The following is a 24,251-nucleotide window of genomic DNA, read 5'->3' on the forward strand; positions in this document are numbered from 1 at the left end:
ACCTCGCGGGAACATCGCCCCGGAAGACGTAGTCGCCGTTCTCCATCTTCGGGTCGGCGACCTCCACGAAGGGCTTCGCCTCCAGGTCCGACCACTTCAGCGGCTTCGTCGGGTCGTAGGAGTCCTTCGTGATGTACAGCGCGAAGGAACCCTTGTGCGGGGCGGTTCCCTTGTAGTGGAAGGTGTGGCCGCCCGCGGACATCTTCGTCGACGGCCAGTCCGCCCGGGGCAGATCCAGGCCCCGGTACTTCTCGTTGGCCGCGCTGCACAGCTTGCCGTCCGGAATGATCTGCTTCGACTTACCGGCCGCGTTCGCGATGTTGACCGCGTTCCAGTCGTAGAAGGCCTGCTTCCCGCTCGCCGCGACAGCCGCCTTGCACGCCGCCGACTGCGGCGACTCCACGCCCTCCGCGTAACAGGCGGAGACCCGGCTCACCGGATCCGTCATCGACCCGTGCGCCGCCGCGGGGGCACTCGACAGCGCGGCCAGAACCAGCGATGCGGCACCTGCGGCGGTGCACGCGGCGGCCTTGTGACGAATGGTCATGGGATGAGCTCCTCACCAACGTTGATGTCCGGGGGCAGGGCGGCGAGGTGGCCTTTCGACACGCTTTCCCCCGCGGCCCGGCGATCAGCAACCTAACCCCGAAAGCCGCGCCGACCGCCCTTCCGGAAATCCGGTGGGACGTTCTTATGGATGCCTTAAGGAACACCTCAGGCTGTGCTCACACAAACCCCGGACCGGCCCGGTCCGATCATGCCGTCGACGGGCCGCGCAGTGCTCCTTCCCGCCTTCTTCCCGCGTTCTCGCCCTTGTTGGGCACGGCCGGTAACGATTGTGACTCGCTACCCTTATCCCATCCCTATGACCGGCAATCGGCATGAATCACATACCTAGGATTCCCGTGTACTCGGGTGGCGCGTCAGCTCCGCTCGATTCGGCACGTCTGCCGCAGGCTCCTTTTTCCGTGTGCAACAACCGACGACACGGAGCAGCCTGCCTTCGAGGGGAATTCAATGTTTTCTGTCTTCAGACGCGGCACCGCCCGCCTGGCCGCCGTCTCCCTGGCCACGGGTCTGGTCGCGACGGGGGCGATAGCCCTCGCCGGCCCCGCCGCGGCCGACCAGGGCGACCGGGGCGCGGGTGGCGCCACGGCGAAGCTCGGCGGCCTGACCGACTCCGGCCCGGTCGACATCAAGGAGGCGAACGGGAGCCGGTGGTCCGTCGGACGCGCGGGCCTGTTCGAGATGCGGACCGAGCAGGGCGGCACGCTCTCGACCTACTGCATCGACCTGCGCACCGGGGCGCGGCAGGACTTCCGTTACAAGGAGGTCGGCTGGGACCAGTCCTCCCTGCACGACAACGGCGACGCCGGGAAGATCCTGTGGGTCCTGAAGAACTCCTACCCCGAGGTCGCGGTGAAGGACCTGGCCGAGAAGGTCGGGGCCAAGAACCTCGACCGGAATGACGCCGCCGCGGCGACGCAGGCAGCGATCTGGCACTTCTCGGACAAGGTGACGGCCACCCCGGCCGACGCCGATGCCAAGCTGCTGACCGACTACCTGCTCGACAAGGCGCAGAGCCTCCAGGAGCCGAAGGAGTCCCTCGCCCTCTCCCCCTCGTCCGTCGCGGGCAAGTCCGGTGACCGCGTCGGTCCGGTCACCGTCGCCACGAGCGCGTCGACCGTCACCCTCGCGCTCGCCCCCGGTGCCCCGGCCGGCATCCGGATCGTCGACACGAACGGCACGCCCGTCAAGGCGGCGAAGAACGGCGACCAGGTCTTCCTGGACGTCCCCGCCGGCACCCCCGACGGTTCGGCGGAGCTGACCGCCCGGGCCACCACCGGGGTTCCGCTCGGCCGCGCCTTCGTCAGCACCGACGGCCCCAGCCAGACGCTCATCCTGGCCGGGTCCAGCGATGCCGCCGTCACCGCCGGGGCGTCCGCGTCCTGGGCCAAGAAGGGCGCCGTCCCCGCCGTCACCATCGCCAACAACTGTGTGAAGGGCGGCGTCGACGTCACCGCCACCAACGAGGGCGACGAGGCGTGGACCTTCGACCTCAAGGGCGCTCAGCACACCGTCGCCCCCGGTGGGACCAAGACCGTGACCGTCCCGGTCGCCGAGGACGCGGCGTACGACTTCACCGTCACCGGTCCGAACGGCTTCGAGAAGTCCTTCCGGGGCGTCCTCGACTGCAGGACGGCCGCCCCCGGGACCAAGCCGTCGCAGGCCCCCTCCGCCATGCCCACCCACGCGGCGCCCGATGACAAGGACACCGACGTCTCCGCCGCCTCTCCCACCGACGAGGGCGACCTCGCCGAGACCGGCGGTTCCAGTGCCACCCCGATGATCGCCGGCATCGCCGCCGTACTCGTCGTGCTCGGCGGTGGCGCCGTGTTCTTCCTCCGCCGGAAGAAGGCCACCGGCCGGTGAACCACTCGCACGGTTGACGGCCGCCCCCGAGCGGCGACCCGACACACCGTCCGTACGGCCCCGGAGCACCTCGCCCGGGGCCGTACGCATGCCCGCACACATGGTGCGCGCAGTGTCCGTACGCATGGTGTGCACAGTGCCTGCACACCGGTCGCCCACATTTTGCGCGACCGTCACCTCTGCCCGTCTTCCCTCGTGCGGAGTCCTCTTGAATACTCCCGTTGCCCCTCTTCGTGGACGAACATCACCGAGGCAACAGGAGGACCCCCACTCATGACCGGGATCGATCGGCGTCGCTTCCTCCAGATCGCCGGAGCCGCCACGGGGTTCGCCGCCCTCTCCGGCTCCATCGACCGTGCCGCCGCCATCCCCGCGGCGCGCCGCAGCGGAACCGTCCAGGACATCGAGCACATCGTCGTCCTCATGCAGGAGAACCGCTCCTTCGACCACTACTTCGGGTCGATGAAGGGCGTCCGGGGCTTCGGCGACCCCCGCCCGGTGACGCTCCCCAGTGGCAAACCGGTCTGGCACCAGACGAGCTTCGGCAAGGAGACCCTGCCGTACCGCCCCGATGCCGAGAACCTGGGCATGCAGTTCATCGCGGGTCTCGACCACGACTGGGCCGGCGGCCACAGCGCGTTCAACAACGGCAAGTACGACAACTGGATACCGGCCAAGGGCACCGGCACCATGGCGTACCTGACGCGCGAGGACATCCCGTTCCACTACGCCCTCGCCGACCGGTTCACCGTCTGCGACGACTACCACTGCTCGTTCATCGGCGCGACCGATCCGAACCGCTACTACATGCTCTCCGGCCATGTCGGCAACGACGGCACCGGCGGCGGCCCGGTCCTCGGCAACCAGGAGGCGGGCTACGGCTGGACGACGTACGCCGAACGGCTGGAGAAGGCGGGCGTCTCCTGGAAGGTGTACCAGGACATCGGCGACGGCCTCGACGCGGCCGGCGGCTGGGGCTGGATCAACGACGCGTACCGCGGCAACTACGGCGACAACTCCCTGCTGTACTTCAACAACTACCGCAACGCCAAGCCCGGCGACCCCCTGTACGAGAAGGCCCGCACCGGCACGAACGCCAAGGCGGGAGACGGGTACTTCGACATCCTCGAGGCCGACGTCAGGGCCGGGAAGCTGCCGCAGATCTCCTGGATCGCCGCTCCCGAGGCTTTCTCCGAGCACCCCAACTGGCCGGCGAACTACGGGGCCTGGTACATCTCGCACGTGCTCGACGCGCTCACCTCGAACCCCGACGTGTGGAGCAGGACCGCCCTGTTCATCACCTATGACGAGAACGACGGCTACTTCGACCACGTCGTGCCGCCCTACCCGCCGGCCTCGGCGAACCAGGGCCTGTCCACCGTCGACACCGCACTCGACCACTACAAGGGCAGCATCGGGTACGCCGCCGGTCCCTACGGGCTCGGGCAGCGCGTACCGATGATCGTCGTCTCGCCGTGGTCCACCGGCGGGTACGTCTGCTCGGAGACCTTCGACCACACCTCGATCCTGCGCTTCATGGAGAAGCGGTTCGGGGTGGCGGAGACCAACATCTCGCCGTGGCGGCGCGCCATCTGCGGCGACCTGACGTCCGCCTTCGACTTCTCCCTCCGGGTCACGGACCCGGCGGACCTGCCGGACACCGCGGGCTACGCCCCGCCGGACCGCGACCGCCACAACAGCTACGTCCCGAAGCCGCCCGCCCAGGGCGCCCTGCCCCGGCAGGAGGCCGGGGCGCGGCCGAGCCGCCCGCTCGCGTACGAGCCCTACGTCGACGGGGCCGCGGACCTCTCGACCGGCAAGTACCGGCTGACGTTCGGCGCGGGGGACCGGGCGGGGGCCGCCTTCCAGGTGCGCTCGCAGAAGCGCACGGACGGCCCGTGGACGTACACGGCGGCGGCCGGCAAGCCGGTCTCCGACAGCTGGAACTCGGTCTACTCCGGCGGTGGTTACGACCTCACGGTGCACGGCCCGAACGGTTTCCTGCGTACCTTCCGGGGCAACAACAAGGCCGCCGAGCCGGAGGTGACGGCACGTCATGACGGTGCCACCGGCGGTCTGCGGTTCGTCCTGACGAACCCGTCGGCCGCCGACGCGCACCTCACCGTGACCAACGCCTACGGTGGCAAGCCCCTGAACCTCACGGTCCGCGCCGGTGCCACCGTCGAGCAGAGCGTCGACCTGCGCGCCACCAAACGCTGGTACGACCTGACGGTCGTCGTCGAGGGCAACGCCGGATACCTGCGGCGGCTGGCCGGGCACGTGGAGAACGGGCAGGCCGGCACGAGCGACCCGGGCATCGCGACCGTGTGAGGCCCGCGCCCCGGGGAGCCGCGGTCCGATCCGCCGCATGTCACGGGCCCGACCCGGCTCTCCGGCTCGGGCCCGTGAGTACCTGTTCCCGATCCCCGGTTCTGAACAGCTTCGGGCCCTGGGCCGGCGGGGTGTCCAAGGACGCCGGGGAGGCAGGGGAACGGGTGTGTGAGGGCTGCGGTCGGCGCACCCCGAGATCAGCATCGTCCGGGCCGCGATCACGCTCATGACCAACCGGGGCGGACCTGCGCGAGAATGAGCCCGACATGGACCGGATCCGTGCCGACCTCATCGCCGTGACCGGCATCGCGGCGCTCACCGACTTTGCCGATACGATGCCGTATCACCTGCTGTTCACGTTGCCGCGAGGGGTCGCACGGGCGCACCGAGGGGATCAATATGGCGACGATCACGGTGGACGTGGCAGTTCCCGACGCGCTGCGGCCGGTCGTGGATGTGGCAGCGTTGCCGACGGCCCTCGGCGACGCGGGGCCGGTGTGGCTGGTGCTGTCCGAGGACGGACGGCTGGCGCGGTGGACGCCGACGACCGGCGAGGTGCAGGACGTGGCCCGGTATCGGGAGGAGAGGCCGGCGTCCGAGTACGGTGGCGGCGTTCGACTGCGGCTTCATGTGTCTCGATGTGGCCGTTGGGCGGCGGTGGTCCAGGACCGCGGTCGGTACGGCACCGTCGTAGATCTCACCACCGGTTCGCCGGTGTTGGAGTTGGACGGCGGGGATTACTGCTGTGAAACCGTCCCGTTCGCGTTGGCGTTCGCCGAACACGGTGGCCGGCCGGTTGTCGTCCATCGCACTGACTGGAACCGGTTGGATGTCACCGATCTCGCGTCCGGCGAGGTGCTTACGGCGCGGGACAGCCCGGATGGAGATGAGGAAGACGCGGAGCACGACCTCGATTACTTCCACGGCGCGCTGTCGCTGAGTCCTGACGGGACTCGTGTCCACGACGGCGGTTGGGTGTGGCAGCCGTGGGGGATGCCGGCGGTGTGGAGCCTGACCGCCTGGCTGCACGACAACCCGTACGAGTCCGAGGACGGGCCCAGCCGTGCGGTGTATCCCGAGGTCTCGGAGTGGAACTGGCCGGTGGTGTGGATCGACGACGGGCGGATCGCGGTGTACGACCGGGACGATGCCGGCAGTGGTACCGTCCACGTCCTCGACCCCACCTCGATCGAACCGCGCTCGCCGGGCGTCCGGTGGATCAAGGCGGTCGCGACGTTCCCCTGGCCGGTCGGCGATTTCGGCTTTTTCACCGACGGAGAGCATCTACTGATCGCCGACGAGGCCGGTCTGCAGGGCGTCGACATCACCAGCGGACAGCAGGTGTTCGCGATCGACGGGTTCCGCCCGGCGCGTCAGGATCGGCATACCGGAACGCTGATCCAGGTCGGCAGCGCCAATGCCCGGTTGTGGACGCCGCCGGAGTGGACTGCGCGCGCCGGCTGAGCTGCCGTTTCCCGCAGGGTGCCGGGCGGGGGAACATCCGCGAGTCCGCACCGGAAGGGCTCGACACCGCCTCTCGCAGGGGCGAGCACGGCGGCCGGCCGCCGGTCATCACCGACGACATGCCGCACACCGTGCTGCGACGCCGCGCGAACGGCGGCCGTCGTCGGCACTCGGCCGGATCGGCACCGTCTCCTCACTGGGGAATGCCTTCTCAGCGCCTCGCGGCCAGGCGCCGGATCAGGGCGACGTCCACGTCCAGCAGGCTGTGGACCACGGTCCGGTGCGGGGCCGGCCGGACGGGAGCGAGGGAGGGAACGGCGAGGACCGTGCACCGGGCGGCCTCCGCGGAGGCGATGCCCGTCGGGCTGTCCTCGACGGCCACGCAGGCGGTCGGCGAGGCGCCCAGGGTGGTCAGGGCCGCCCGGTAGGGGTCGGGGAAGGGCTTGGTGCGGGGGGTTTCGCCGGCGGCGACGGTCGTGGTGAAGCGGTGGCGCCCCAGGGCGGCGAGGACGGTGTCCACGACGGGGCGGGGCGAGGCCGAGACCAGGGCCGTGGGTACGTCTGCCGCGTCCAGCGCCGCCAGGAGGTCCATGGCTCCCGGCAGGGGGACCACGTCACCTCGTACGAGGTGGATGAAGCGGCGTTCCAGGGACCCGGCCAGCCGGAGCGGCTCGGCCCGGCCGGCCGTGCGGGAGGCGAGGTGGGCAGCGGTGTCCTCGGTCGCGCGGCCGATGACGTGCGGGAGGTCCGCCTCCGTGAGGGTGAGGCCGAGGTCCAGGCACTCCTCCTCGACCGCCTGTCTCCAGAGGCGCTCGGTGTCGACGAGTGTGCCGTCCATGTCGAAGAGGACGGCCTGGAGTTCTGCGGGCACGAGGTCCCCCCTGGTGGATGGTGGCGGTGTCGTGTGCGTCATCGGTCCCCCCGGAGGCCGATCCGCAGGGTGCGGATCTCGAAGGGCCGGAGCGCGAGGTGGAGCGACCTGTCCTCCTCCGCTCCCGGCCGGATGGGGTCCGCCCCGGCCAGGGGGCGTTCGAGGAGGTCCGTGGCGGTCGCGGTACGCCACGGGGCGGAGAGCGTCAGCGTGGTGCGGGCGCGTACGCCATGGGCCTCGTAGAGGCGCACGACGATGTCGCCGGAACGGTCGTCGGCGAGCTTGACGGCCTCGATGACGACACCGTCGTCGCCGGTGGTGACCAGGGGCGGCACCTCCCGCTCGCCGCCGGTGACCGAGCGCTCCGGCAGGTTGAAGGCGTAGCCCTCGCGCACCGCGTCGGCGATGTCCGCGCCGAGGACCAGGCCGTGGCGCAGGCGGTGTGTTCCCCGGTCGGCGTCCGGGTCGGGGAAGCGGGGGGCGCGCAGCAGGGAGAGGCGTACGGTCGTGGTCGTGCCGCCGTCCGGCCGTACGTCACGGGTGACGTCGTGTCCGTAGGTGGAGTCGTTGACCAGCGCCGCGCCCCGGTCCCGTTCGCCGACGTGGAGGAAGCGGTGGGCGCAGATCTCGAACCTCGCCGCGTCCCAGCTGGTGTTGGTGTGGGTCGGTCGCCGGACGTGGCCGAAGGGGATCTCGGCGGTCGAGTGGTCGGCCCGGACGTCCAGGGGGAAGGCCGCCTTCAGGAGGTGCTCCCGCTCGTGCCAGTCGATGTCGGTGTCGATGTCCAGGCGCCGCGCGCCCTCCCGCAGGGACAACAGCTGCCGGATCCGTGACGAGCCGAAGGTGCGCACGACCTCGACGCCCTCGGCCAGAGCGGTCACGGAGTCGGCGTCGTCCAGGTCGCGCACCGTGTTGCGGTAGAACGCGTCGATGTCCCAGGCGTCGTACTCGTTGGGGAAGTCCTGGTGGAGCTGGAGCAGGTTGGCCGCCTCGCCGGGGGCGACGGCCTCACGGCCGTCCGCCAGGTCGATCGCGGAGACGACCAGGCCCCGGGCGTCGATCCCGATCCGTACGAGGCCGTTGTCGAGGACGAAGCCGTCACCGGACGGCACCGGCCCGACGGTCGGTTCGGTGGCCGTGGTGCGGACGGCCGCGCCGAGGGCGGGGACGTCGCCGCGGGTGTGCGGGGCGGCGTTGAACACGACGGTCAGATCGCCGTCGCCCGCCAGCGCGCGCTGCGCCGAGGCGACGATCTCACGCAGTTCGGCAAGGACCTCGGTGTAGGTCCGCTCGGCCTCGCGGTGCACCCAGGCGATGGAGGAGCCGGGCAGGATGTCGTGGAACTGGTGCAGCAGTACGGTCTTCCAGATCCGGTCGAGCTCCTCGTACGGATAGCGGAAGTCCGTACGGACGGCCGCCGTGGCCGACCAGAGTTCGGCCTCGCGCAGCAGGTGCTCGCTGCGCCGGTTGCCCTGCTTGGTCCGCAGCTGGCTGGTGAGCGTGCCGCGATGGAACTCCAGGTAGAGCTCGCCGAGCCACACCGGGGCGTCGGGGTACTCGGCCTCGGCGCGCGCGAAGAAGTCCGCGGGTCGCTCGACGACCACCCGGGGCGAGCCGTCCAGGTCGCCCAGACGCGCCGCGCGGGCCAGCATCTCGCGGGTGGGGCCTCCGCCGCCGTCGCCGTACCCGAAGGGCAGGAGCGAGCTGTTGGCTGCTCCCTTGTCCTGGAAATTGCTCACCGCGTGGGCGAGTTCGGCTCCGGTGAGCTCGGCGTTGTAGGTGTCGACGGGCGGGAAGTGGCTGAAGATCCGGGTGCCGTCGATGCCCTCCCAGCGGAAGGTGTGGTGGGGGAACTTGTTGGTGGTGTTCCAGGAGATCTTCTGGGTGAGGAACCAGCGCACGCCTGCCAGTTTCATCAGCTGCGGCATGGCCGCGTTGTAGCCGAAGGTGTCGGGCAGCCACATCTCCTCGGTCTCGACGCCGAACTCGTCGAGGTAGAAGCGCTTGCCGTGGATCAGCTGGCGGGCGAACGCCTCGCCTCCGGTGATGTTGGTGTCGGGCTCCACCCAGAGGCTGCCGACCGGCAGGAACTGGCCGGTCCTCGCCTTCTCCTGGACCCGGGCGTAGACCTCGGGACGCCGGTCCTTGAGCCAGGCCAGTTGCTGGGCCTGGGACATGGCGAAGCGGAAGTCCGGGTGGTCGTCCATGAGTTGGGTGACGTTGGAGAGTGTCCGGGCGACCTTGCGGACGGTCTCGCGCAGCGGCCACAGCCAGGCGGTGTCGATGTGGGCGTGTCCGACGGCGGAGACACGGTGGGCGCTGGGTGCGGCCGGGACCGCCAGGGCGGGGCGCAGCACCTCGCGGGCGGCGGGCGCGCAGCCGGAGACGTCCTGGAGGTCGATGGCGTCCAGGGACCGCTCGATCGTCCGCAGGAGCTGCCAGCGGCGGGGGTCCGATTCGGGGAGCGCGTGCATCAGCTCGCCGAGGACGTCCAGGTCCTGGGCGAGTTCCCAGACCTGGGTGTCGAAAACGGCGAGGTCCGCGCGGAGCAGTCGGTACAGGGGGTCACCGGTGTGGCCGCTTCCGGTGATCCAGGCAGGCTGGTTCCCGAGCGGGGTCGGCTCGTGGCTGTCGCAGAGGGCCGGGTTGGCGGCGGCCTCGACGCAGTGGGTGAACTCCTCGCCGCCCCGGGCCGGGTCGGCGACCGGGATCCAGTTGTTACGGGGGTTGAGCGCCTTCAGTACGGTGCCGTCGGGCCGGTACACCAGTCCCTCGGTGGAGAAGCCGGCGCCGGTGACGTCGAAGCCGAGGTCGAGGACGGCTTCGACGCGTTGTCCGGCCCACTCCTCGGGAATCCGGCCGCTGATCCTGAACCAGCTCGTCGACCAGGCCGGTCCCCAGCGGTGCCCGACCCGGACCGGCCGGTACGGCGCCGCCAGGCCGGCGGCGACCGGCACCGGTTCGCCGGGGGCGTCCCACACCTCCACCCGGAGCGGGACCGTCCGGGCGTGCACGGCGGGCCGGATGCGTTCCTTGAGCACCCGCTTCAGGCGTTGCTCGACGAGGCGTTGTCTGCTGTGCACGGGGCGCTCCGGGGCGGGTGTCGGTACGGGCGGTGGTGTCGGTACGGGGAGGTGGTGTCGGCCGCCCGGGAATGCCGGGCTTCCCGGGCGGGTGTCGGTCCTGGGCGGATGTCAGTCCTGGTCGGGTCCCAGGCCGGGCCGGTCCCGCAGTTCGACGGTGCGGGTGGTGGTGGCGTGGAGTTCGAGGACGGTGATCTCGTTGCGGCCGGGGCGCAGGACCGGCGCGGGTACGTACAGGGTGGTCTGGGGGCCCCGGGACCAGTACCGGCCGAGCGGGAAGCCGTTGATCCAGGCATGGCCCTTGGTCCAGCCGTCCAGCGCGAGGTAGCCGTCGGCGGGCCGGCCGAGCTCGAAGGAACCGCGGTGGAAGGCCGGGCCGACGAGGGGTCCGGCGGGGGCGACGGCGAGGTCGTCGAGGCGGTCGAGCGGAAGCGGGCTGCTGCTCCAGCCGGCGGGTTCCTCGTCGTTGACGGTGACCCGGCCGAGCAGGCCCTTGCGGTCGTGGATGCCGGGTCCGTAGTTGACCCGGCCCTGGTTCTCCACCAGGACCGCGAGCCGGGCGCCGCTCCTGGGTGCGACGAACGCGAGGGCGTGCTCGTGGTTCTCCCGTTCCAGTACGCCGACGGGCTGCCCGTCGACGAAGACCTGGGCCCGGTCGCGGACCTCGTCCACCCGCAGCACGGCCGGTCCGGCGGTCGGCAGCTCCGTCTCGTACAGCACGAAGCCGAAGGACTGGCCGAGTTCCTCCATGGTCTGCGGGCGGTCGGCGAGGACCGGCCGCCCGAACAGGTGGGTCCGGTCGAACAGGGCGGCGGACGCGTCGAGTTCGACGACGGTCGGGGCAAGCTTCGGGCCGGGTGCCGGGATCGGCTCGTCCGGGACGGGTGCGTACCGGGCGATGGTCTCGCGGAACGCCTCGTACTTGGGGGTCGGGTCGCCGGCCTCGTCGAGGAGTGCGTCGTAGTCGTAGGAGGTGGCGGTGGGGCGGTAGGTTCCCTTGTCGTTGGCCCCGTTGGTGAGGCCGAAGTTGGTGCCGCCGTGGAACATGTAGATGTTGACGGAGGCGCCGGTGGCGAGCAGGCGGTCCAGGTCGGCCGCCGCGTCCGCGGCGTCGCGGGTGGTGTGGATTCCGCCCCAGCGGTCGAACCAGCCGATCCAGAATTCGGAGCACATCCGCGGCCCGGCCGGCTGGAGCCGGCGCAGCCGGTCGAGGCCCTCCTCGACGCGGCTGCCGAAGTTCACGGTGCGCAGTACGCCGTCCAGGCCGCCGCGGGCGAGGTCGGCCGGCTGGTCGCAGGTGAAGAGCGGGACGTCGACTCCGTGGGCGCGCAGCAGGCCGGCGAGGTCCGCGAGGTAGCCGGTGTCGTTGCCGTAGGCCCCGTACTCGTTCTCCAGTTGTACCGCGATGACCGGCCCGTCGGCGCTGGACAGGTACGGCTTCAGTGGGGGAAGGAGCGCGGCGAGATAGCCGTCGACGGCTTCCAGGAAGCGCGGGTCGCGGCTGCGCAGTTCGATGCCGTCCTGGGCGAGCAGCCACGGGGGCAGGCCGCCGCCCTCCCATTCGGCGCAGATGTAGGGGCCCGGGCGGAGGAGGACGTGCAGGTCCTCCGCGGCGGCGAGGTCGAGGAAGCGGGGCAGGTCGAGACCTCCGTCCAGCCGGAATTCACCGGGCCGGGGGGCGTGGAGGTTCCAGGGGACGTAGGTCTCGACCGTGTTGAGTCCCAGCAGGCGTGCCTTCCGGAGCCGGTCGGCCCATTGTTCCGGGTGGACACGGAAGTAGTGCAGTCCGCCCGAGATGATGCGGAACGGCCGGTCGTCGAGGCGGAATCCGTCCTCGGCGATCTCCAGTCGGGGCATGCCAAGTGCTCCTAGGTGTGGATGGGGAAGTGATCAGACGAGCGGGCGGCAGAGCAGGGAGTCGGGGACTCCGCCGTGGTTCCACTTCCAGGTGAAGGCGACGCCGGCGAGGTACTCGTCGTCGGCGCACTGGCCCTTGTAGTGGCCGGGTGCCCAGTCGCTGGCGTTCGAGCCGCCGGTGGCGGGCCGGTTGTCGCCGCGGTCGAACCAGAGCACGCGGCCGGAGGTGGGCAGGGAGGCTGCCGCGGGGGCGCAGAGGAGGGCGGCCATCGCGTTGCTCCGCACGCTGTAGCCGACGGCGAAGGTGCGGTCGGGGCACTGGAGCTTGTTGTAGCCGCTCGCCCAGTCTCCCCCGGTGACGTACCGTTCGTCGGTGACGACGGTCCAGTCCCCGCTTCCCTTCGCCGGTTGACCGGCGTCGGTGCACAGGCCGCGGCTGTCGCTGCGGCCGAGGCCGACCAGGCGCTGGGTGTCGGGGCAGTTGCCCTTGCGGTTTCCGGGCGACCATTCGGGCTTCGCCAGCATGGTGGTGGAGACGTTGTAGTCGGAGTGGTCCAGGTTGAGCATGTTCCAGCGCGGGGCCGGGGCGATCCTGCCGGTCCTGCCGGGGGTGTTGACGAGCTTGTTCCAGTCGGTGACGCGCCAGTCGCCGGCGTCCATGACACCGAGCCGGGTGCCGTCCGCGCTGTAGTTGACCATGGCCCAGTTGTCCTGCGGTGTGCCGTTCGCGTCGGTCCAGCCGACCAGGGGCCAGATGGCGAAGTCGGTGTCGTTCTTCACCAGGATGTCGGTGAAGTTGGCGAACCAGGCGCGTTCCGCGGCGTCGGTGTCGCCGCGGCCGGCGGCGCCGAACTCACTGATCCACACGGGTGCGGTGAAGTGCTGGCCGGACCGGGTGACGAACAGGGCCTGGTCGTCGATGACCTGGGCGAGCTGTGCGGGGGTGAGTTCCTCGTAACGCGGGTCGTGCGTCTCGCCCGTGCCGGTGGCACCGGTGTGGTTCGGGCCGGTGTAGCCGTAGAAGTGGGCCGCGTAGACGAGTTTGTCGGAGCGGATCAGGGTGTTGGACAGGGTGGCGACCGGGGTGAGTGTCGGGCGGCCGTGGGGGGTCAGGTCGGTCGGTATGCCCTGCCAGTTGATGCCCTCCATGATGACGAGCATGTCCGGGTTGGCCTGCAGGATCTCGTTGCCCGCTTCTTCCAGGGCCTTGTTGAGGTCGTGGTCGTCGCCCCAGCCCCAGTTGGCGTCGTTCCAGGTGTCGCGGCGGACCTCGTTGCGCAGGTCGGCCCCGACGACCCGCTTGTCGGCCCGGTAGCGCTTCGTCAGGAACACCCAGTCGTCGATCCACTGCCGGGTCGACTGGCCGCTGTTCCAGCGCTCGTTGCCGTCCAGGCCGCAGCAGAAGCGGTAGCTGGTGGTGTGGTTGTTGAGGATGACGGCGAAGCCGTCCGCGGTCAGGGCTGCGACGACGGCGTCGAGCACCTGCAACGGGGTCTTGCCCTTGAGCTGCGGGTTGGCGGTGACGGCCGAGTCCGGGACGGTGCTCGTGTCGTGGATGAGCGCGTTGGCGAACGGCAGCCGGATGCTGTTCAGGCCCAGGGCGTGGAAGTCGGCCAGGATCTGGGACATCGGCTTCCGGTCCAGTCCGAGCGGGATGTTGTTCGACATCTGCCTCGCCTGGTGGTTGGCGACGTCGCCGACGTCGCCGCTGCCCTGCCAGGTGCCCTGGGCGCCGGCCCAGTTCCCGGACTTGAGCTTGAAGCGGTCGCCGTCGGCGTCGACGACGTACCGGTCCCGGGTGGACAGCGGGGCGGTCCACGAGTCGGCGAGCTGCGCGCCGGTGAGGGCCGGGGGCGGTGATGCCGTCCCCGGGTCCGCCGCGCTGGCGGTGGGGACGAGGGTGCAGAGGAGGAGCGCGGACGACGTGGCGAGGGCCGCGGTCGCGCGTCGGAGCAGGGTGATGCGAGGGGTCACGGGAAGCTCCTTGCGGGAAGGTGACGTGTGCCTGCCTTGTGCGTGGTGCGGGACAGTGCGGTGGGTCAGCCCTTGAGGCCGCTGGTGGCGATGCCTTCGACGATGTACCGCTGGGCGACGAGGAACATGACCACCAGGGGTGTGATGGTGACGACGGCGCCGGCGAACAGGCCGGGGAGGTTGATGGTCTGGGAGGTGAGGAAGGTGGACAGCGCGATCTGCGCGGTCCAGGCGGACGGGTCCTGGCCGATGACCAGTGGCCACAGGAAGGCGTTCCAGCTGTCGATGAAGGACAGCGCCCCGAGCGAGGCCAGCATCGCTCCGGAACTCGGCAGCGCGATCCGGCGGTACAGGCCGAGCCAGCCGAGTCCGTCGAGCCGTCCGGCGTCCTCGGTCTCGCTCGGGAACTGCAGGTAGAAGTTGCGGAACAGCAGGATCGCGAACGGGTTGAACAGGCCGGGCACGATGATGCCCCACAGCGTGTTGACGCCCCCCATGGAGCCGACGACGACGAAGGTCGGTACGAAGGTGACCGAGCCGGGGATCATCAGCGTGGCCACGATCAGGGCGAGCAGCACACCGCGTCCGGGGACCGGGATCCTCGCGAGGGCGTAACCGGCGGCCGAGGCGAGGAGCGTGGAGACCGGTGCGGTGACGGCGGCGATCAGCAGGGAGTTCCCGAGGGCCGGGCCCATGGAGACGGCCGGGTCGTCGAACAGGGCGGTGAAGTTCTCGAAGTGCATCGTCGAGGGCCACCATGTCCACTCCGGCGCCGTCAGGCCCTGGGAGTCCATGAGGGAGTTGCGGAGCATCAGGTAGAAGGGCGCCAGGAAGGCCGCGGTGAGGAGGCCGACGAGGAGGCCGCGGGCGAGGGTGCGAGCGGCTCGGAACAGTCCGGGCAAGGTGGTGGTCATGCGTTTCTCACTCCCCGCTCCTGCCGAATCCGGTGAGCCGCCCCTGGAGCAGGGTCACCCCGACGATGAGGGCGGTCAGCAGGAAGGCTCCGGCGGAGCCGAGACCGTAGTTCTGGCTCCCCATGGCGGTGTTGTAGAGGTGGACCAGCGGGGTCTGTACGGGGGCGGCGCCGGTGCCGGAGAGTCCGCTGTTGAACAGGTTGTAGAACTCGTCGAAGGCCTGGAAGGCGGCGATGAACAGCAGCAGCAGTACGGCGACGGCGGTGTTGCGCAGCATGGGCAGGGTGATCCCGGTCAGCAGTCGTCGGCCCGCGGCGCCGTCGAGTGCGGCGGCCTCGTAGAGCTCCTTGGGGATGGCCTGGAGTCCGGCGAGGAAGAGCACCATGTAGAAGCCGACCTGGAGCCACAGGCGCAGTGTGACGAGGACGATCCAGTACAGCGGTGGTGAGGTGGACTGGATCCAGGCAGCCGGCTCCGCGCCGAACCAGCCCCCGATCATGTTGGCGATGCCGGTCGGCAGGCCGTTGAACAGGCACATCTTCCACAACAGTGAGGCTGCGACGTACGAGACGGCCGCCGGTATGAGGAAGGTGGTGCGGAACAGGGCCCGGCCGCGCCGGACGCGGTGCACCAGCAGGGCGAGTCCGAAGGACACGGCGAAGGTGACGGGCACGATGAAGGCGGTGAACAGCAGGATCTGGAGCAGTGAGTCGCGGAAGGCCTGGTCGGCCAGGAGTGTTCGGTAGTTGTCGAGCCCGACCCAGTTGCCGAGGGAGATGGTGCCGCGCGCGTCGCTGAGGCTGAGCAGGAAGCTCCAGCCGATCGCGACGTACTTGAAGACGCCGAGTCCGATCAGTGTCGGCGCGGTGAGCAGTATGAACGCGATCCAGCCGGACCGGCCGACGCGGGGCCGGGCGACACGGGGCCGGGCGGCGCCCCGCCGTGGGACTTCGGCGGGGCGCCCGGCGTGCTCGGGCGCGGGTGGGATGTCGGTCGCCGGATTCATCGGCCGAGCTGCTTGTCGATCTCGCCCTGGGCCTTCTTCACCGCGCCGGCGAGCAGGGCGGCCGGGTCGCCCTGGCCGCCGACGATCTTCGCCGCGGCCGCGCTGAACACACTGCTGACCGCCGTGTCCCAGGTGCCCGGGTTGCTCTTCCCGTACTTCGCGGCCAGTTCCACGGTCTCCTTGGCGGGGCCGGTGGACAGCTTCTTCGCGGTCGCCGCGGCGGACTTGCGGGGCGGGACGTGGAGTCCGTAGCTCTCGGCGAAGTCCTTCTGGAGATCGGACTGCTGGATCCACAGCCACTGGACGAACTTCTTCGCCGCGGCCACGTTCCGGCCCTTGGCGTTGACGCAACCGGTCCAGCCGCCGACCCGCACGACGGGGGTGCCGCCGGACTTGAAGGCGGGCCACGGCAGGACGCCGAAGTCGTCGCCGAGCGCGGACTGGACGGCCGGCATCGCCCACAGGCCGCACCACTGCATCGGCACGACCCCCTGGGCGAAGGCGGAGGGGTCCCACCAGTCGGTGGTGAAGCCGAGCAGCAACGACTTGTCGTCGTGCAGGCGCTTCAGGGCGGTGATCGCCTCCAGCGCCCGGTCCGATCCGAACGCCACCTTGCCGTCGGGGGTCACGAGGTCGCCGCCGTTGGACCAGACGGCGTTGCTCGGGGAGTCGCCGATGCCGTCGTTGCCCATGAAGAGGCCCTTGTTCTTCTTCGTGGTCAGTTCCTTCGCCGCGGCGGCGAGTGCGTCGAAGGTGGTGGGCGGGGTGATCCCGGCCTTGGACAGGACGCTCTTGCGGTAGTAGAGCATGATGACGTCGTCGATCATCTTGACGCCGTAGGGCTTGCCCTCGACGGTGACCGAGTCGAGGGCGTTGGTGTTGAAGTCGCTCCTGGCGCTGCCGTAGACGTCGTCGAGGGCGGCGATCTGGCCGCCGCGGGCGAACCGCTCGCTGAAGTCGCCCGTCTCGAAGACGTCGGGGGCCGCGTCGGTCAGGAGGGTGGCGTTGAGCTTGCCCGCGTAGTCGCCGGGGACCCAGGTCACCTTCACGGCGATATCGGGGTTTGCCCTGGTGAACGCCTTGGCGTAGCGGAGCACCGCCTGTTGGGTTCCGGCCTCGCCGTAGGCGTGGTACCAGACGTTGAGGGTGGTGCCGGCGCCGGAGGAGGAGCCGCTGGTGGGGTCGGTGCTGCAGGCGGTCGTGAGGACCGTTCCTGCGGCGACGAGCAGCGATCCGGTGAGGAATCCCCGTCGGCTAAGCTCGGATGTGCGTATGCTCATGTCGCGTGTCCTTCTGCGAGGGTGTGTGCGGGGCAGATGTGTTCCCTGGCCGACGCCCTCGTCATTGCTTGCAGGCGGAGGAGGGCGGCGGTCGGGGAGTCGTGTGCGGCGGCTGCGCGGGGCGGCGAGCCGCCCCGTCGGTCAGCCGGCGCCGATTGCGGAGGTGGCCGCGGGCTGGGGGAAGAGTGCCTGGATGGCCACGGCGGCTCCCCCGCGGGCCCACTCCTCCCAGGGCAGCGGGCGCAGCGACAGCGGGCACCGGGACGCCGCTCCGAAGGCGTGTGTGCTGTAGGCCTCCTGGATGTGGCGGCTGAACAGATCGTATGCGTCGACTCCTTCGCCGCTGACGACGACCCGCTCCGGACCCACGAGGTTGACCAGTGCGGCGATGCCGACGCCGATGGCCCGTCCGGCCCTGGCGAAGGCGTCCCGGGCTTCGGGGTGGCCCTCGCGGGCCATCTCGACGACCTCGTGGAACGTGAGGCGCGGATTCGCGGCGGCCCGGCGGACCGCGGCGAGGATGGCGTCGGTCGAGCCGATCGCCTCGACGCAGCCGCGCGCACCGCAGCGGCAGCGCGGTCCGGCCGGGTCGACACAGATGTGTCCGACCTCGCCCGCGACGCCGTGGGCCCCGCGCAGCAGATGCCCGTTGACGACGAGGGCGGAACCGATGCCCGATCCGATGGTGACCAGGGCGAAGTAGCCGGTTCCGATGCCTTCGCCGAACCAGTGCTCCGCGACGGTCAGGGCCCTGACGTCGTTCTCGACGGTGACCCTCAGGCCGGTGGCGGCGGCGAGCAGTTCGGCCAGTGGCACGTCCTTCCAGCCGAGAAGACCGGAGTGGCGAAGCCGCCCGCTGTCGCGGTCCACGTCGCCGTTCACCGCGACACCGAGGTGGCGCGTGCGGTCCCGGAACGCGGGCTCGACGTCGAGGAGTTCGTCGACGAGCTCCGCGACCAGGACGGCGACGTCCTCCGGCGCGCAGGTGCCGAGGGGCCGGACCGCCGTGGCCCGGATGCCGGCCCGCAGGTCGCAGACGGCGCCGAAGAGCTCGTCGGAACTGATCTTCAGTCCGATGAAGTACTCCCGGTCGGGAGCGACCGAGAGCGGGTAGACCGGCCGGCCCGCACCGGGTGCGGTGCGCTCCGGCGGCAGTTCGTACAGGTAGCCGTCGTCGATGAGAGGTCGGGCCGCCTTGGTGACGGCCGTCGATGAGAGCCCCGTTCGCCGGGCCAGTTCCACTCTGCTGAGCGGCCCTTCCGCAAGGAGCAGCGCGAGGACCGCGGTCTCGGCGGGAGCACTGACCAGAGGCTGGGAGTGATGTCGAAACACGGAGGCAATGTAGAGCAAATAAATAACTTCTTCCAGTATTGATTTAGGAGTTGGGGCTGCCCTACGCTCGGGCCGCTTCCTCGCCCGTCTCCGGCAAAGGATCGCGACGTGGCCGTTCCCGGCCACATCTCCTTGGATGCAGCCCTGTTCCTCTCCGCACGTCATGGGGATCCGTCCGTGCTCACCACGCTTCCACCCGTCACCTTCGTTCCCGACCTCGGCCTCGCGGTCCTGCGCACACCGAACAGCGTGTACGCGCTGCGCGTCGCCCCCGACGGCAGTCCCCGGCACGTGTACTGGGGCCGGCCACTCGGCACCGACGTCCTGGCCGGACTGCCGGAGGCCGCCTCCCCCGCCGCGAGCAGCTTCGAGGCCGATGCCGCCGCCGATGAACTCGCGCCGCAGACCGGGGCGCGCTTCGGGCCGGCCGGCCTACAGGTCCGCTTCGCCGACGGCACCCGCGGTGTCCAGTGGCGCTTCGTCGGCCACACCGCCGACGGCGGCGAACTGCGGCTGCGCCTGGAGGACCGCCGTCGCCCCCTGCGGGCGGAACTGTGCTACCGCGTCCGGCCCGGCACCGACGTCATCGAGCGCTGGACGGAGCTGACCCACCTGGCGGTCGGGGACGGTCCGATCGCTGTCGACCGGCTCGACTCGGCCTCCTGGACCGCTCCCCCGCTGGCCGACTACCGGCTCAGCCATCTGGTGGGCGGCTGGAACAGCGAGTTCCAGCTCCAGCGCGACCGACTGCCCGTGGCCGAGACCGTGTTGACGAGCCGTCGGGGGCTGACCGGTCACCACACGAACCCCTGGCTGGCCGTCGACGACGGCACCGCGGGCGAGGAGCGGGGCGAGGTGTGGAGCACCGCGCTCGCCTGGAGCGGGAGCTGGCGCGTCACGGTCCACCGCGATCCGGTCGGACGCACCACCTGGACCGGCGGCTTCGGGCACGAGGGCATCGGCTGGACCCTGCGGCCCGGCGAGAGCCTTCGGACACCGGTGTACGCGGGCCTCTACACCCCGCACGGGTTCGGCGGGGCCAGTCGCGCCTGGCAGGCCCATGTGCGTCGGCACGTGCTGCCGGAGCCGGAGCGGGACCGGCCGGTCCTCTACAACTCGTGGGAGGCCACCGGCTTCGACGTCGACGAGCCCGGCCAGATCCGCCTCGCGCACCTGGCCGCCGGGCTCGGCGCGGAGCTCTTCGTCCTGGACGACGGCTGGTTCGGCACCCGCCGCGACGACCGGTCCGGGCTCGGCGACTGGACGCCTCGGCCCGAGGCGTTCCCCCGCGGACTGCGCCCGCTCGCCGACGAGGTGCACCGCCTCGGCATGGGGTTCGGACTCTGGGTGGAACCGGAAATGGTGAACCAGGACAGCGAGTTGTACCGCGCCCATCCGGACTGGGTCATCCATTCCCCTCACCTCGACGCCACCGAGCTCCGCAACCAGCTGGTGCTGAACTTCGCCCGGCCCGAGGTCGAGGCATGGGCTTACGAAACCCTCGGCCGCCTGGTCCGTGAGCACGACGTCGACTGGCTCAAGTGGGATGCCAACCGGCCCTTCACCGAGGCCGGTTGGGATGGTCACCCCGACCCGGACCGCCTGTGGATCGGTCACACCCGCGCCGTCCACCGGATCATGGACCGGCTCCGCGCCGACCATCCCGGGCTGCGCATCGAGGCGTGCGCGGGCGGTGGCGGCCGCGTCGACCTCGGCATGCTCGCCCGTACCGACCAGGCCTGGACCTCGGACAACACCGATCCGGTCGACCGGATCGGCATCCAGCACGGCTTCTCCCAGCTCTTCCCCGCCCAGACCATGGCCGCGTGGGTCACCGACAGCCCCAACACCACCACCGGCCGGCGCACCCCGCTGCGCTTCCGCTTCCACGTCGCCATGGCCGGGGCACTGGGGATCGGCGGGGACCTGACGTCCTGGTCCGAGGAGGAACTCGCGGAGGCCGCCGAACTCGTCGCCCACTACAAGCGGGTCCGCCCGCTCGTGCAGCGGGGCGTCCAGCACCGCGTCGTCGTGCCCGGCCCGATGGCCGCCGTCCACTACGCGGCCCCCGACGACAGCGAGCACGTGCTCCTCGTCTGGCGCCCCACCACCCGCTTCGGTCACCGCCCCGCCCCGGTCCGGCTGCCCGCGCTCGACCCCGGGGCGCGCTATCTGGACCCGGACCTGAAGCAGGAGTACAGCGGGGCCGTCCTGGTCGCCCGGGGCATCGACCCGCGCCTCCCGGACGGCGACCACGCCAGCAGTCTGATACGCCTGCGCCGTGTCGGGCCCTGAGTGCCCGCCGAGCGGCCTCCGCGCCCCGGGCCCGGGCCCGGCCTCCGCCGGGCTTGCCTTCCCCCTCCCGCCCACAACACCTCTGGACCCTCCATGGACACCTCCTGCGTACTGGTGATCGGCATCGACGGCGTACGCCTCGATCTGCTCCCCGAGCTCGACACTCCCCACCTGGACGGGATCGCCCGCGCGGGCTTCCTCGCTCCCGTCGAGGTGGACGCCGACACCCCGACGATGTCCGGCCCGTGCTGGACCACCATCGTCACCGGCGTCGGGGTCGCCAAGCACGGGGTGTGGGCCAATCGTCTGGACGGCAACCGCCTCGACGTCTTCCCCGACTTCACGACCCGCCTCGCGGCCGACTGCGGGCGGCGGACCTTCGCCGTCGGTGGCTGGGCGCCGCTCTTCCTCGCCCGGGAGGGCGGTCCGCTCTTCGTCGCCCCCACCCGGCTCGGCCACGTCGCTCCGCGCGCGGACACGCCCGAGGCATGGGAGGAGGTGGACGACCGGGTGGGTGTCGAGGCGGAACACATCCTGGGCCTGGACGAGGAACTCCACGCCGGCTTCGTCTATCTGGGCGCCGTCGACGAGACCGCCCACTTCCTCGGGTGCGGGGAGGAGTACCGCCGCTCGATCGAGGCGGCGGACCGGCGCCTCGGCCGGCTCGTCGCCGCCGTGCGACAGCGCCCGCGGCACGAGCGGTGGACGATCATCGTGGTGACGGATCACGGCCACCGCGACGAAGGAGGTCACGGTGGCCGCAGCCCACTGGAGCGCACGGCCTGGATCGCCGCGTGCGGCCCCGGTCTGTCCCCGGGCAGGACTCCGTCGGCCCTCCACCACGCCGATGTCGCCGCCCACGTCTACACCGCCCTGGGCATCACGCCCGACCCCCACTGGACGCTGGACGGCAACCCGTTCGCCTTCACCGGATGATCCGGTGAAGGGCTTCGGCGCATGCCGGCGTCCCTTCGCGTGAGGGGGCCCGGACGCGGGAGGGGCCTGTCCGGAGGGCCGGTCCGGCAGGCCGTTCCGGATGCTTCGGCACGGCGCACGGGCGTGATCGCGCGGTGTCGCCTCAGCGGCGGGTCACGGCGGGGAGGGTGCGCAAAGCTCGGGACAGTGCCCAGTACAGGGCCGCCGAGCCGAGGACACCGACGGGAACGGCGAGGTTGAGGCCGCCCATCGCACCGGAGACCGGACCGGCCCAGAAGCTGGAGCTCGCGCACACGGCGGCAGAGGCGGCGCCGAGGCACACGGCGAGCACACCGGCCCAGTTGACCCCTCCGCGGTACCAGAACGGGCCGGTGCGGCTCTGGTCGTGCAGGGCGTGCCCGTCGTAGCGGTTCCGCCGCAGGGCGACATCGGTGGCGTAGACGGCCACGACGGGTCCGGTGACGACCACGACCAGTTCCATCATGGCCTTGACCGAGGAGAGGAAGTCGAACACCAGGATCGCGAACAGCGTCATGACCGTACCCACGACACCGACGACGAGCACGGCGGGCACCCGCGGGAGGCGCACCCCGATCGACTGCATCGACAGGCCGGCGCTGTAGGCCGTCATGCCGTTGTTCGCGATGGTGTTCACGACCACCGCGGCGACGAAGGTGGGCACGAACCAGACGGGCATGATGCTCTCCAGCGCGGCCTGCGGATCGCTCATGTCGAGTGTCGTGGCCGCGAGCGCCCCGACCGTTGTGAACACGACGCTCGGCAGGAAGGCCCCGGACGCGGTCCACAGTGCGACGGCCCGCCCGCCGGTGTCCTTCGGGAGGTAGCGCGTCAGGTCCGGGCTGTTGCCGTACGACAACGGGGTCGAGGCGACGATGGTGAAGCCCGCGACCAGCACGACGAGGTGCTCGTACCCGGTCGGCGGCTCCGCGGGCGCGTAGGACCAGTTCACATGGCCGAGCGTCCACACCGACACGGCGAGGAACACGAGGGTGAGCAGGATCGTCAGGGTCATGTACAGGCGCACGATGGTGCCGTGGCCGTAGATCGCGATGAGGACGGTGAGACCGGCGATCAGGCAGATGACCGCGGCGTCGAGCACGGGTGTGTCGGGCAGGCCGAGCTGGCCCGCCATGCCGAGGGCGGCCACGGAGGCCGCCGACCAGTTGAGTGCCAGGTAGAGCGCGGCGAGCAGCCATCCCGTGATCGCGACGACCACCCTGTTGCCGATCACGCCGTACATGGCCCGGGAGATCACCGAGCTCGACGTTCCGGTGACGGGGCCGCTGACGGCCATGAAACCGGTCAGGAGCCAGAGCAGGTTGCCCGCGACGATGACGCCGATCGCCTCGGCCAACGACAGTCCCAGCAGGATGAGCGTGCCCCCGACCACGAAGCTGAGGTAACTCACGTTCGGCGCGGCCCAGATCGCGAAGAGCTCGCGTGGCGACCCGTGCCGTTCGTCGTCGGGCACGCGGTCGATGCCCCGGGTCTCGATGCCACCGGTGCGATCGGGCTCAGCGGCCTGGACGGTCACGACGACGACTGCGGGAGGACGCTTCATGGGTGTTGGTTCCTTCGAGCAGGACGAAAAGGCGAGAGATCCTCGACGCTGCGGTGACCGACGACGCGCAGCCGGGACGACCGGGCTTATTGGTGCTGGCACCAATACCCTGTTGGTGCCGTATCCAATAGCGTGATCCCCATGACGTCAACCCCCCGGAGTCCCCGGGCGCGCAAGACCCCCGCGGAGCGGCGGGCGGAGATCCTCCGGACCGCCGCCCGCCTCGCCCTGGAGCGAGGACTGGAGCGGGTGACCATGCAGCTCGTGGCCGAGGAACTCGGCGTGCGACCGGGGCTGATCAGCCACTACTTCGCCTCGGCCGATCTCCTCCTGTGCGAGGCGTTCGCCCGCGCGGCCACCCGCGAACGCGAGGCGCTCCTGCCGGACGGCGAGGCCGGCCTGCCTCCGGGACAGCGGCTGAGCCGGTTCCTGCGCCGCATCGGCGACGAGGACTTCGCCGACCTCGGCAGGCTCTGGCTGAACGCCCGTCATCTCGCGCGCTACCGCCCGAACCTCCGGCGCGTCGTCGGCGAGCAGGAGGCGGTCATGCGCGATGTGCTGACCTCGGTGATCGAGGAGGGCGTCCGCACCGGCGATTTCACCACCGACGACCCGCTGGGGGCGTGCGTGGTCATCCTGGTGGCGATCGACGGGCTCGATTCGTACGCGAACGAGGACGGATCGTTCGCCCACCCTGTGCTCGACACCCTCGTGGCCGCGACGGCCGAGCGTGAACTCGGCCTTCCCACCGGGAGTCTGCGCGGCGACGACTGACACCGGAGGGGCGGATTCACCGGCGTCGTTAGCCCAGCCTGATCCGATGATTAAGGCAGCCGTAAGAATGCTCCGGGCGGCGTCCGAGCCGCCTTTCCGGGGTGTGCGACGGGGTTAGG

General features: G+C 70.8%; 16 protein-coding genes. 6 read left to right on the forward strand and 10 right to left on the reverse strand.

What is annotated here, in order from left to right:
- The coding region (locus EAO76_RS02405) for a lytic polysaccharide monooxygenase (protein WP_148832821.1) at positions 1–547 on the reverse strand (547 nt) is incomplete at its 3' end.
- Between the two features lie 470 nt (positions 548–1,017).
- Here EAO76_RS02405 and EAO76_RS02410 point away from each other — a divergent pair.
- The 3 genes from EAO76_RS02410 to EAO76_RS02420 all read left to right on the forward strand — a co-directional run bounded on the left by EAO76_RS02410 (position 1,018) and on the right by EAO76_RS02420 (position 6,228).
- Entirely contained in the window at positions 1,018–2,433 is a 1,416-nt protein-coding gene (locus tag EAO76_RS02410) for an LAETG motif-containing sortase-dependent surface protein (RefSeq protein ID WP_148832823.1), read from the forward strand.
- 273 nt (positions 2,434–2,706) lie between these two features.
- Positions 2,707–4,764 carry a phosphocholine-specific phospholipase C gene (locus EAO76_RS02415; RefSeq protein ID WP_148832825.1) on the forward strand — a complete coding sequence of 686 codons (2,058 nt, stop codon included), beginning with the start codon at positions 2,707–2,709 and terminating at the stop codon, positions 4,762–4,764.
- Between the two features lie 399 nt (positions 4,765–5,163).
- A complete protein-coding gene (locus EAO76_RS02420) occupies positions 5,164–6,228 on the forward strand; it encodes a hypothetical protein (protein ID WP_148832826.1) in 1,065 nt (354 codons plus the stop codon).
- A gap of 211 nt (positions 6,229–6,439) precedes the next feature.
- On the opposite strand, the gene EAO76_RS02430 is transcribed toward EAO76_RS02420, so the two are convergent.
- The 8 genes from EAO76_RS02430 to EAO76_RS02465 form a co-directional block, all read right to left on the reverse strand.
- Positions 6,440–7,099, reverse strand: a complete 660-nt coding sequence (locus tag EAO76_RS02430) for an HAD family phosphatase (RefSeq protein ID WP_262375238.1) — start codon at positions 7,097–7,099, stop codon at positions 6,440–6,442.
- Between the two features lie 38 nt (positions 7,100–7,137).
- Positions 7,138–10,182: a glycoside hydrolase family 38 C-terminal domain-containing protein gene (locus EAO76_RS02435; RefSeq protein WP_148832831.1), complete on the reverse strand. Its 3,045-nt coding sequence runs from the start codon at positions 10,180–10,182 to the stop codon at positions 7,138–7,140.
- A gap of 111 nt (positions 10,183–10,293) precedes the next feature.
- Positions 10,294–12,039, reverse strand: coding sequence for a beta-galactosidase (locus EAO76_RS02440; RefSeq protein WP_148832832.1), 1,746 nt, complete (start codon positions 12,037–12,039; stop codon positions 10,294–10,296).
- A 33-nt stretch (positions 12,040–12,072) separates the two neighbouring features.
- Positions 12,073–14,013: a glycoside hydrolase family 5 protein gene (locus EAO76_RS02445; protein WP_262375239.1), complete on the reverse strand. Its 1,941-nt coding sequence runs from the start codon at positions 14,011–14,013 to the stop codon at positions 12,073–12,075.
- Positions 14,014–14,078: 65 nt separating this feature from the next.
- Entirely contained in the window at positions 14,079–14,927 is an 849-nt protein-coding gene (locus EAO76_RS02450; RefSeq protein WP_148832834.1) for a carbohydrate ABC transporter permease, read from the reverse strand.
- Positions 14,928–14,934: 7 nt separating this feature from the next.
- On the reverse strand, positions 14,935–15,933 hold the full coding sequence (locus EAO76_RS02455; protein WP_148832835.1) for a carbohydrate ABC transporter permease: 999 nt from the start codon (positions 15,931–15,933) through the stop codon (positions 14,935–14,937).
- Positions 15,930–17,213, reverse strand: coding sequence for an ABC transporter substrate-binding protein (locus EAO76_RS02460; RefSeq protein ID WP_148832837.1), 1,284 nt, complete (start codon positions 17,211–17,213; stop codon positions 15,930–15,932). The genes EAO76_RS02455 and EAO76_RS02460 overlap by 4 nt, the downstream gene beginning before the upstream one ends.
- A 141-nt stretch (positions 17,214–17,354) precedes the next feature.
- On the reverse strand, positions 17,355–18,545 hold the full coding sequence (locus EAO76_RS02465; RefSeq protein ID WP_262375240.1) for an ROK family transcriptional regulator: 1,191 nt from the start codon (positions 18,543–18,545) through the stop codon (positions 17,355–17,357).
- Between the two features lie 177 nt (positions 18,546–18,722).
- On the opposite strand from EAO76_RS02465, the gene EAO76_RS02470 reads away from it, so the two are divergent.
- Together EAO76_RS02470 and EAO76_RS02475 are read left to right on the forward strand one after the other, a co-directional pair.
- On the forward strand, positions 18,723–20,840 hold the full coding sequence (locus EAO76_RS02470; RefSeq protein ID WP_148832841.1) for an alpha-galactosidase: 2,118 nt from the start codon (positions 18,723–18,725) through the stop codon (positions 20,838–20,840).
- Between the two features lie 93 nt (positions 20,841–20,933).
- On the forward strand, positions 20,934–21,776 hold the full coding sequence (locus EAO76_RS02475) for an alkaline phosphatase family protein (RefSeq protein WP_148832843.1): 843 nt from the start codon (positions 20,934–20,936) through the stop codon (positions 21,774–21,776).
- A 142-nt stretch (positions 21,777–21,918) separates the two neighbouring features.
- On the opposite strand, the gene EAO76_RS02480 is transcribed toward EAO76_RS02475, so the two are convergent.
- On the reverse strand, positions 21,919–23,358 hold the full coding sequence (locus EAO76_RS02480; protein ID WP_148832844.1) for a cytosine permease: 1,440 nt from the start codon (positions 23,356–23,358) through the stop codon (positions 21,919–21,921).
- A gap of 141 nt (positions 23,359–23,499) precedes the next feature.
- On the opposite strand from EAO76_RS02480, the gene EAO76_RS02485 reads away from it, so the two are divergent.
- A complete protein-coding gene (locus tag EAO76_RS02485; protein ID WP_148832846.1) occupies positions 23,500–24,132 on the forward strand; it encodes a TetR/AcrR family transcriptional regulator in 633 nt (210 codons plus the stop codon).
- The last annotated feature ends 119 nt before the right edge of the window (positions 24,133–24,251 follow it).

Source organism: Streptomyces sp. sk2.1 (assembly GCF_008120935.1).
In the GTDB taxonomy this organism is placed as follows: domain Bacteria; phylum Actinomycetota; class Actinomycetes; order Streptomycetales; family Streptomycetaceae; genus Streptomyces.

Coding starts and splice junctions, on each gene's coding strand:
- EAO76_RS02415 (WP_148832825.1), top strand. CDS start 2,707: ATGACCGGGATCGATCGGCGTCGCTTCCTCCAGATCGCCGGAGCCGCC.
- EAO76_RS02460 (WP_148832837.1), bottom strand. CDS start 17,213: ATGAGCATACGCACATCCGAGCTTAGCCGACGGGGATTCCTCACCGGA.
- EAO76_RS02480 (WP_148832844.1), bottom strand. CDS start 23,358: ATGAAGCGTCCTCCCGCAGTCGTCGTCGTGACCGTCCAGGCCGCTGAG.
- EAO76_RS02450 (WP_148832834.1), bottom strand. CDS start 14,927: ATGACCACCACCTTGCCCGGACTGTTCCGAGCCGCTCGCACCCTCGCC.
- EAO76_RS02455 (WP_148832835.1), bottom strand. CDS start 15,933: ATGAATCCGGCGACCGACATCCCACCCGCGCCCGAGCACGCCGGGCGC.
- EAO76_RS02485 (WP_148832846.1), top strand. CDS start 23,500: ATGACGTCAACCCCCCGGAGTCCCCGGGCGCGCAAGACCCCCGCGGAG.
- EAO76_RS02420 (WP_148832826.1), top strand. CDS start 5,164: ATGGCGACGATCACGGTGGACGTGGCAGTTCCCGACGCGCTGCGGCCG.
- EAO76_RS02410 (WP_148832823.1), top strand. CDS start 1,018: ATGTTTTCTGTCTTCAGACGCGGCACCGCCCGCCTGGCCGCCGTCTCC.
- EAO76_RS02440 (WP_148832832.1), bottom strand. CDS start 12,039: ATGCCCCGACTGGAGATCGCCGAGGACGGATTCCGCCTCGACGACCGG.
- EAO76_RS02475 (WP_148832843.1), top strand. CDS start 20,934: ATGGACACCTCCTGCGTACTGGTGATCGGCATCGACGGCGTACGCCTC.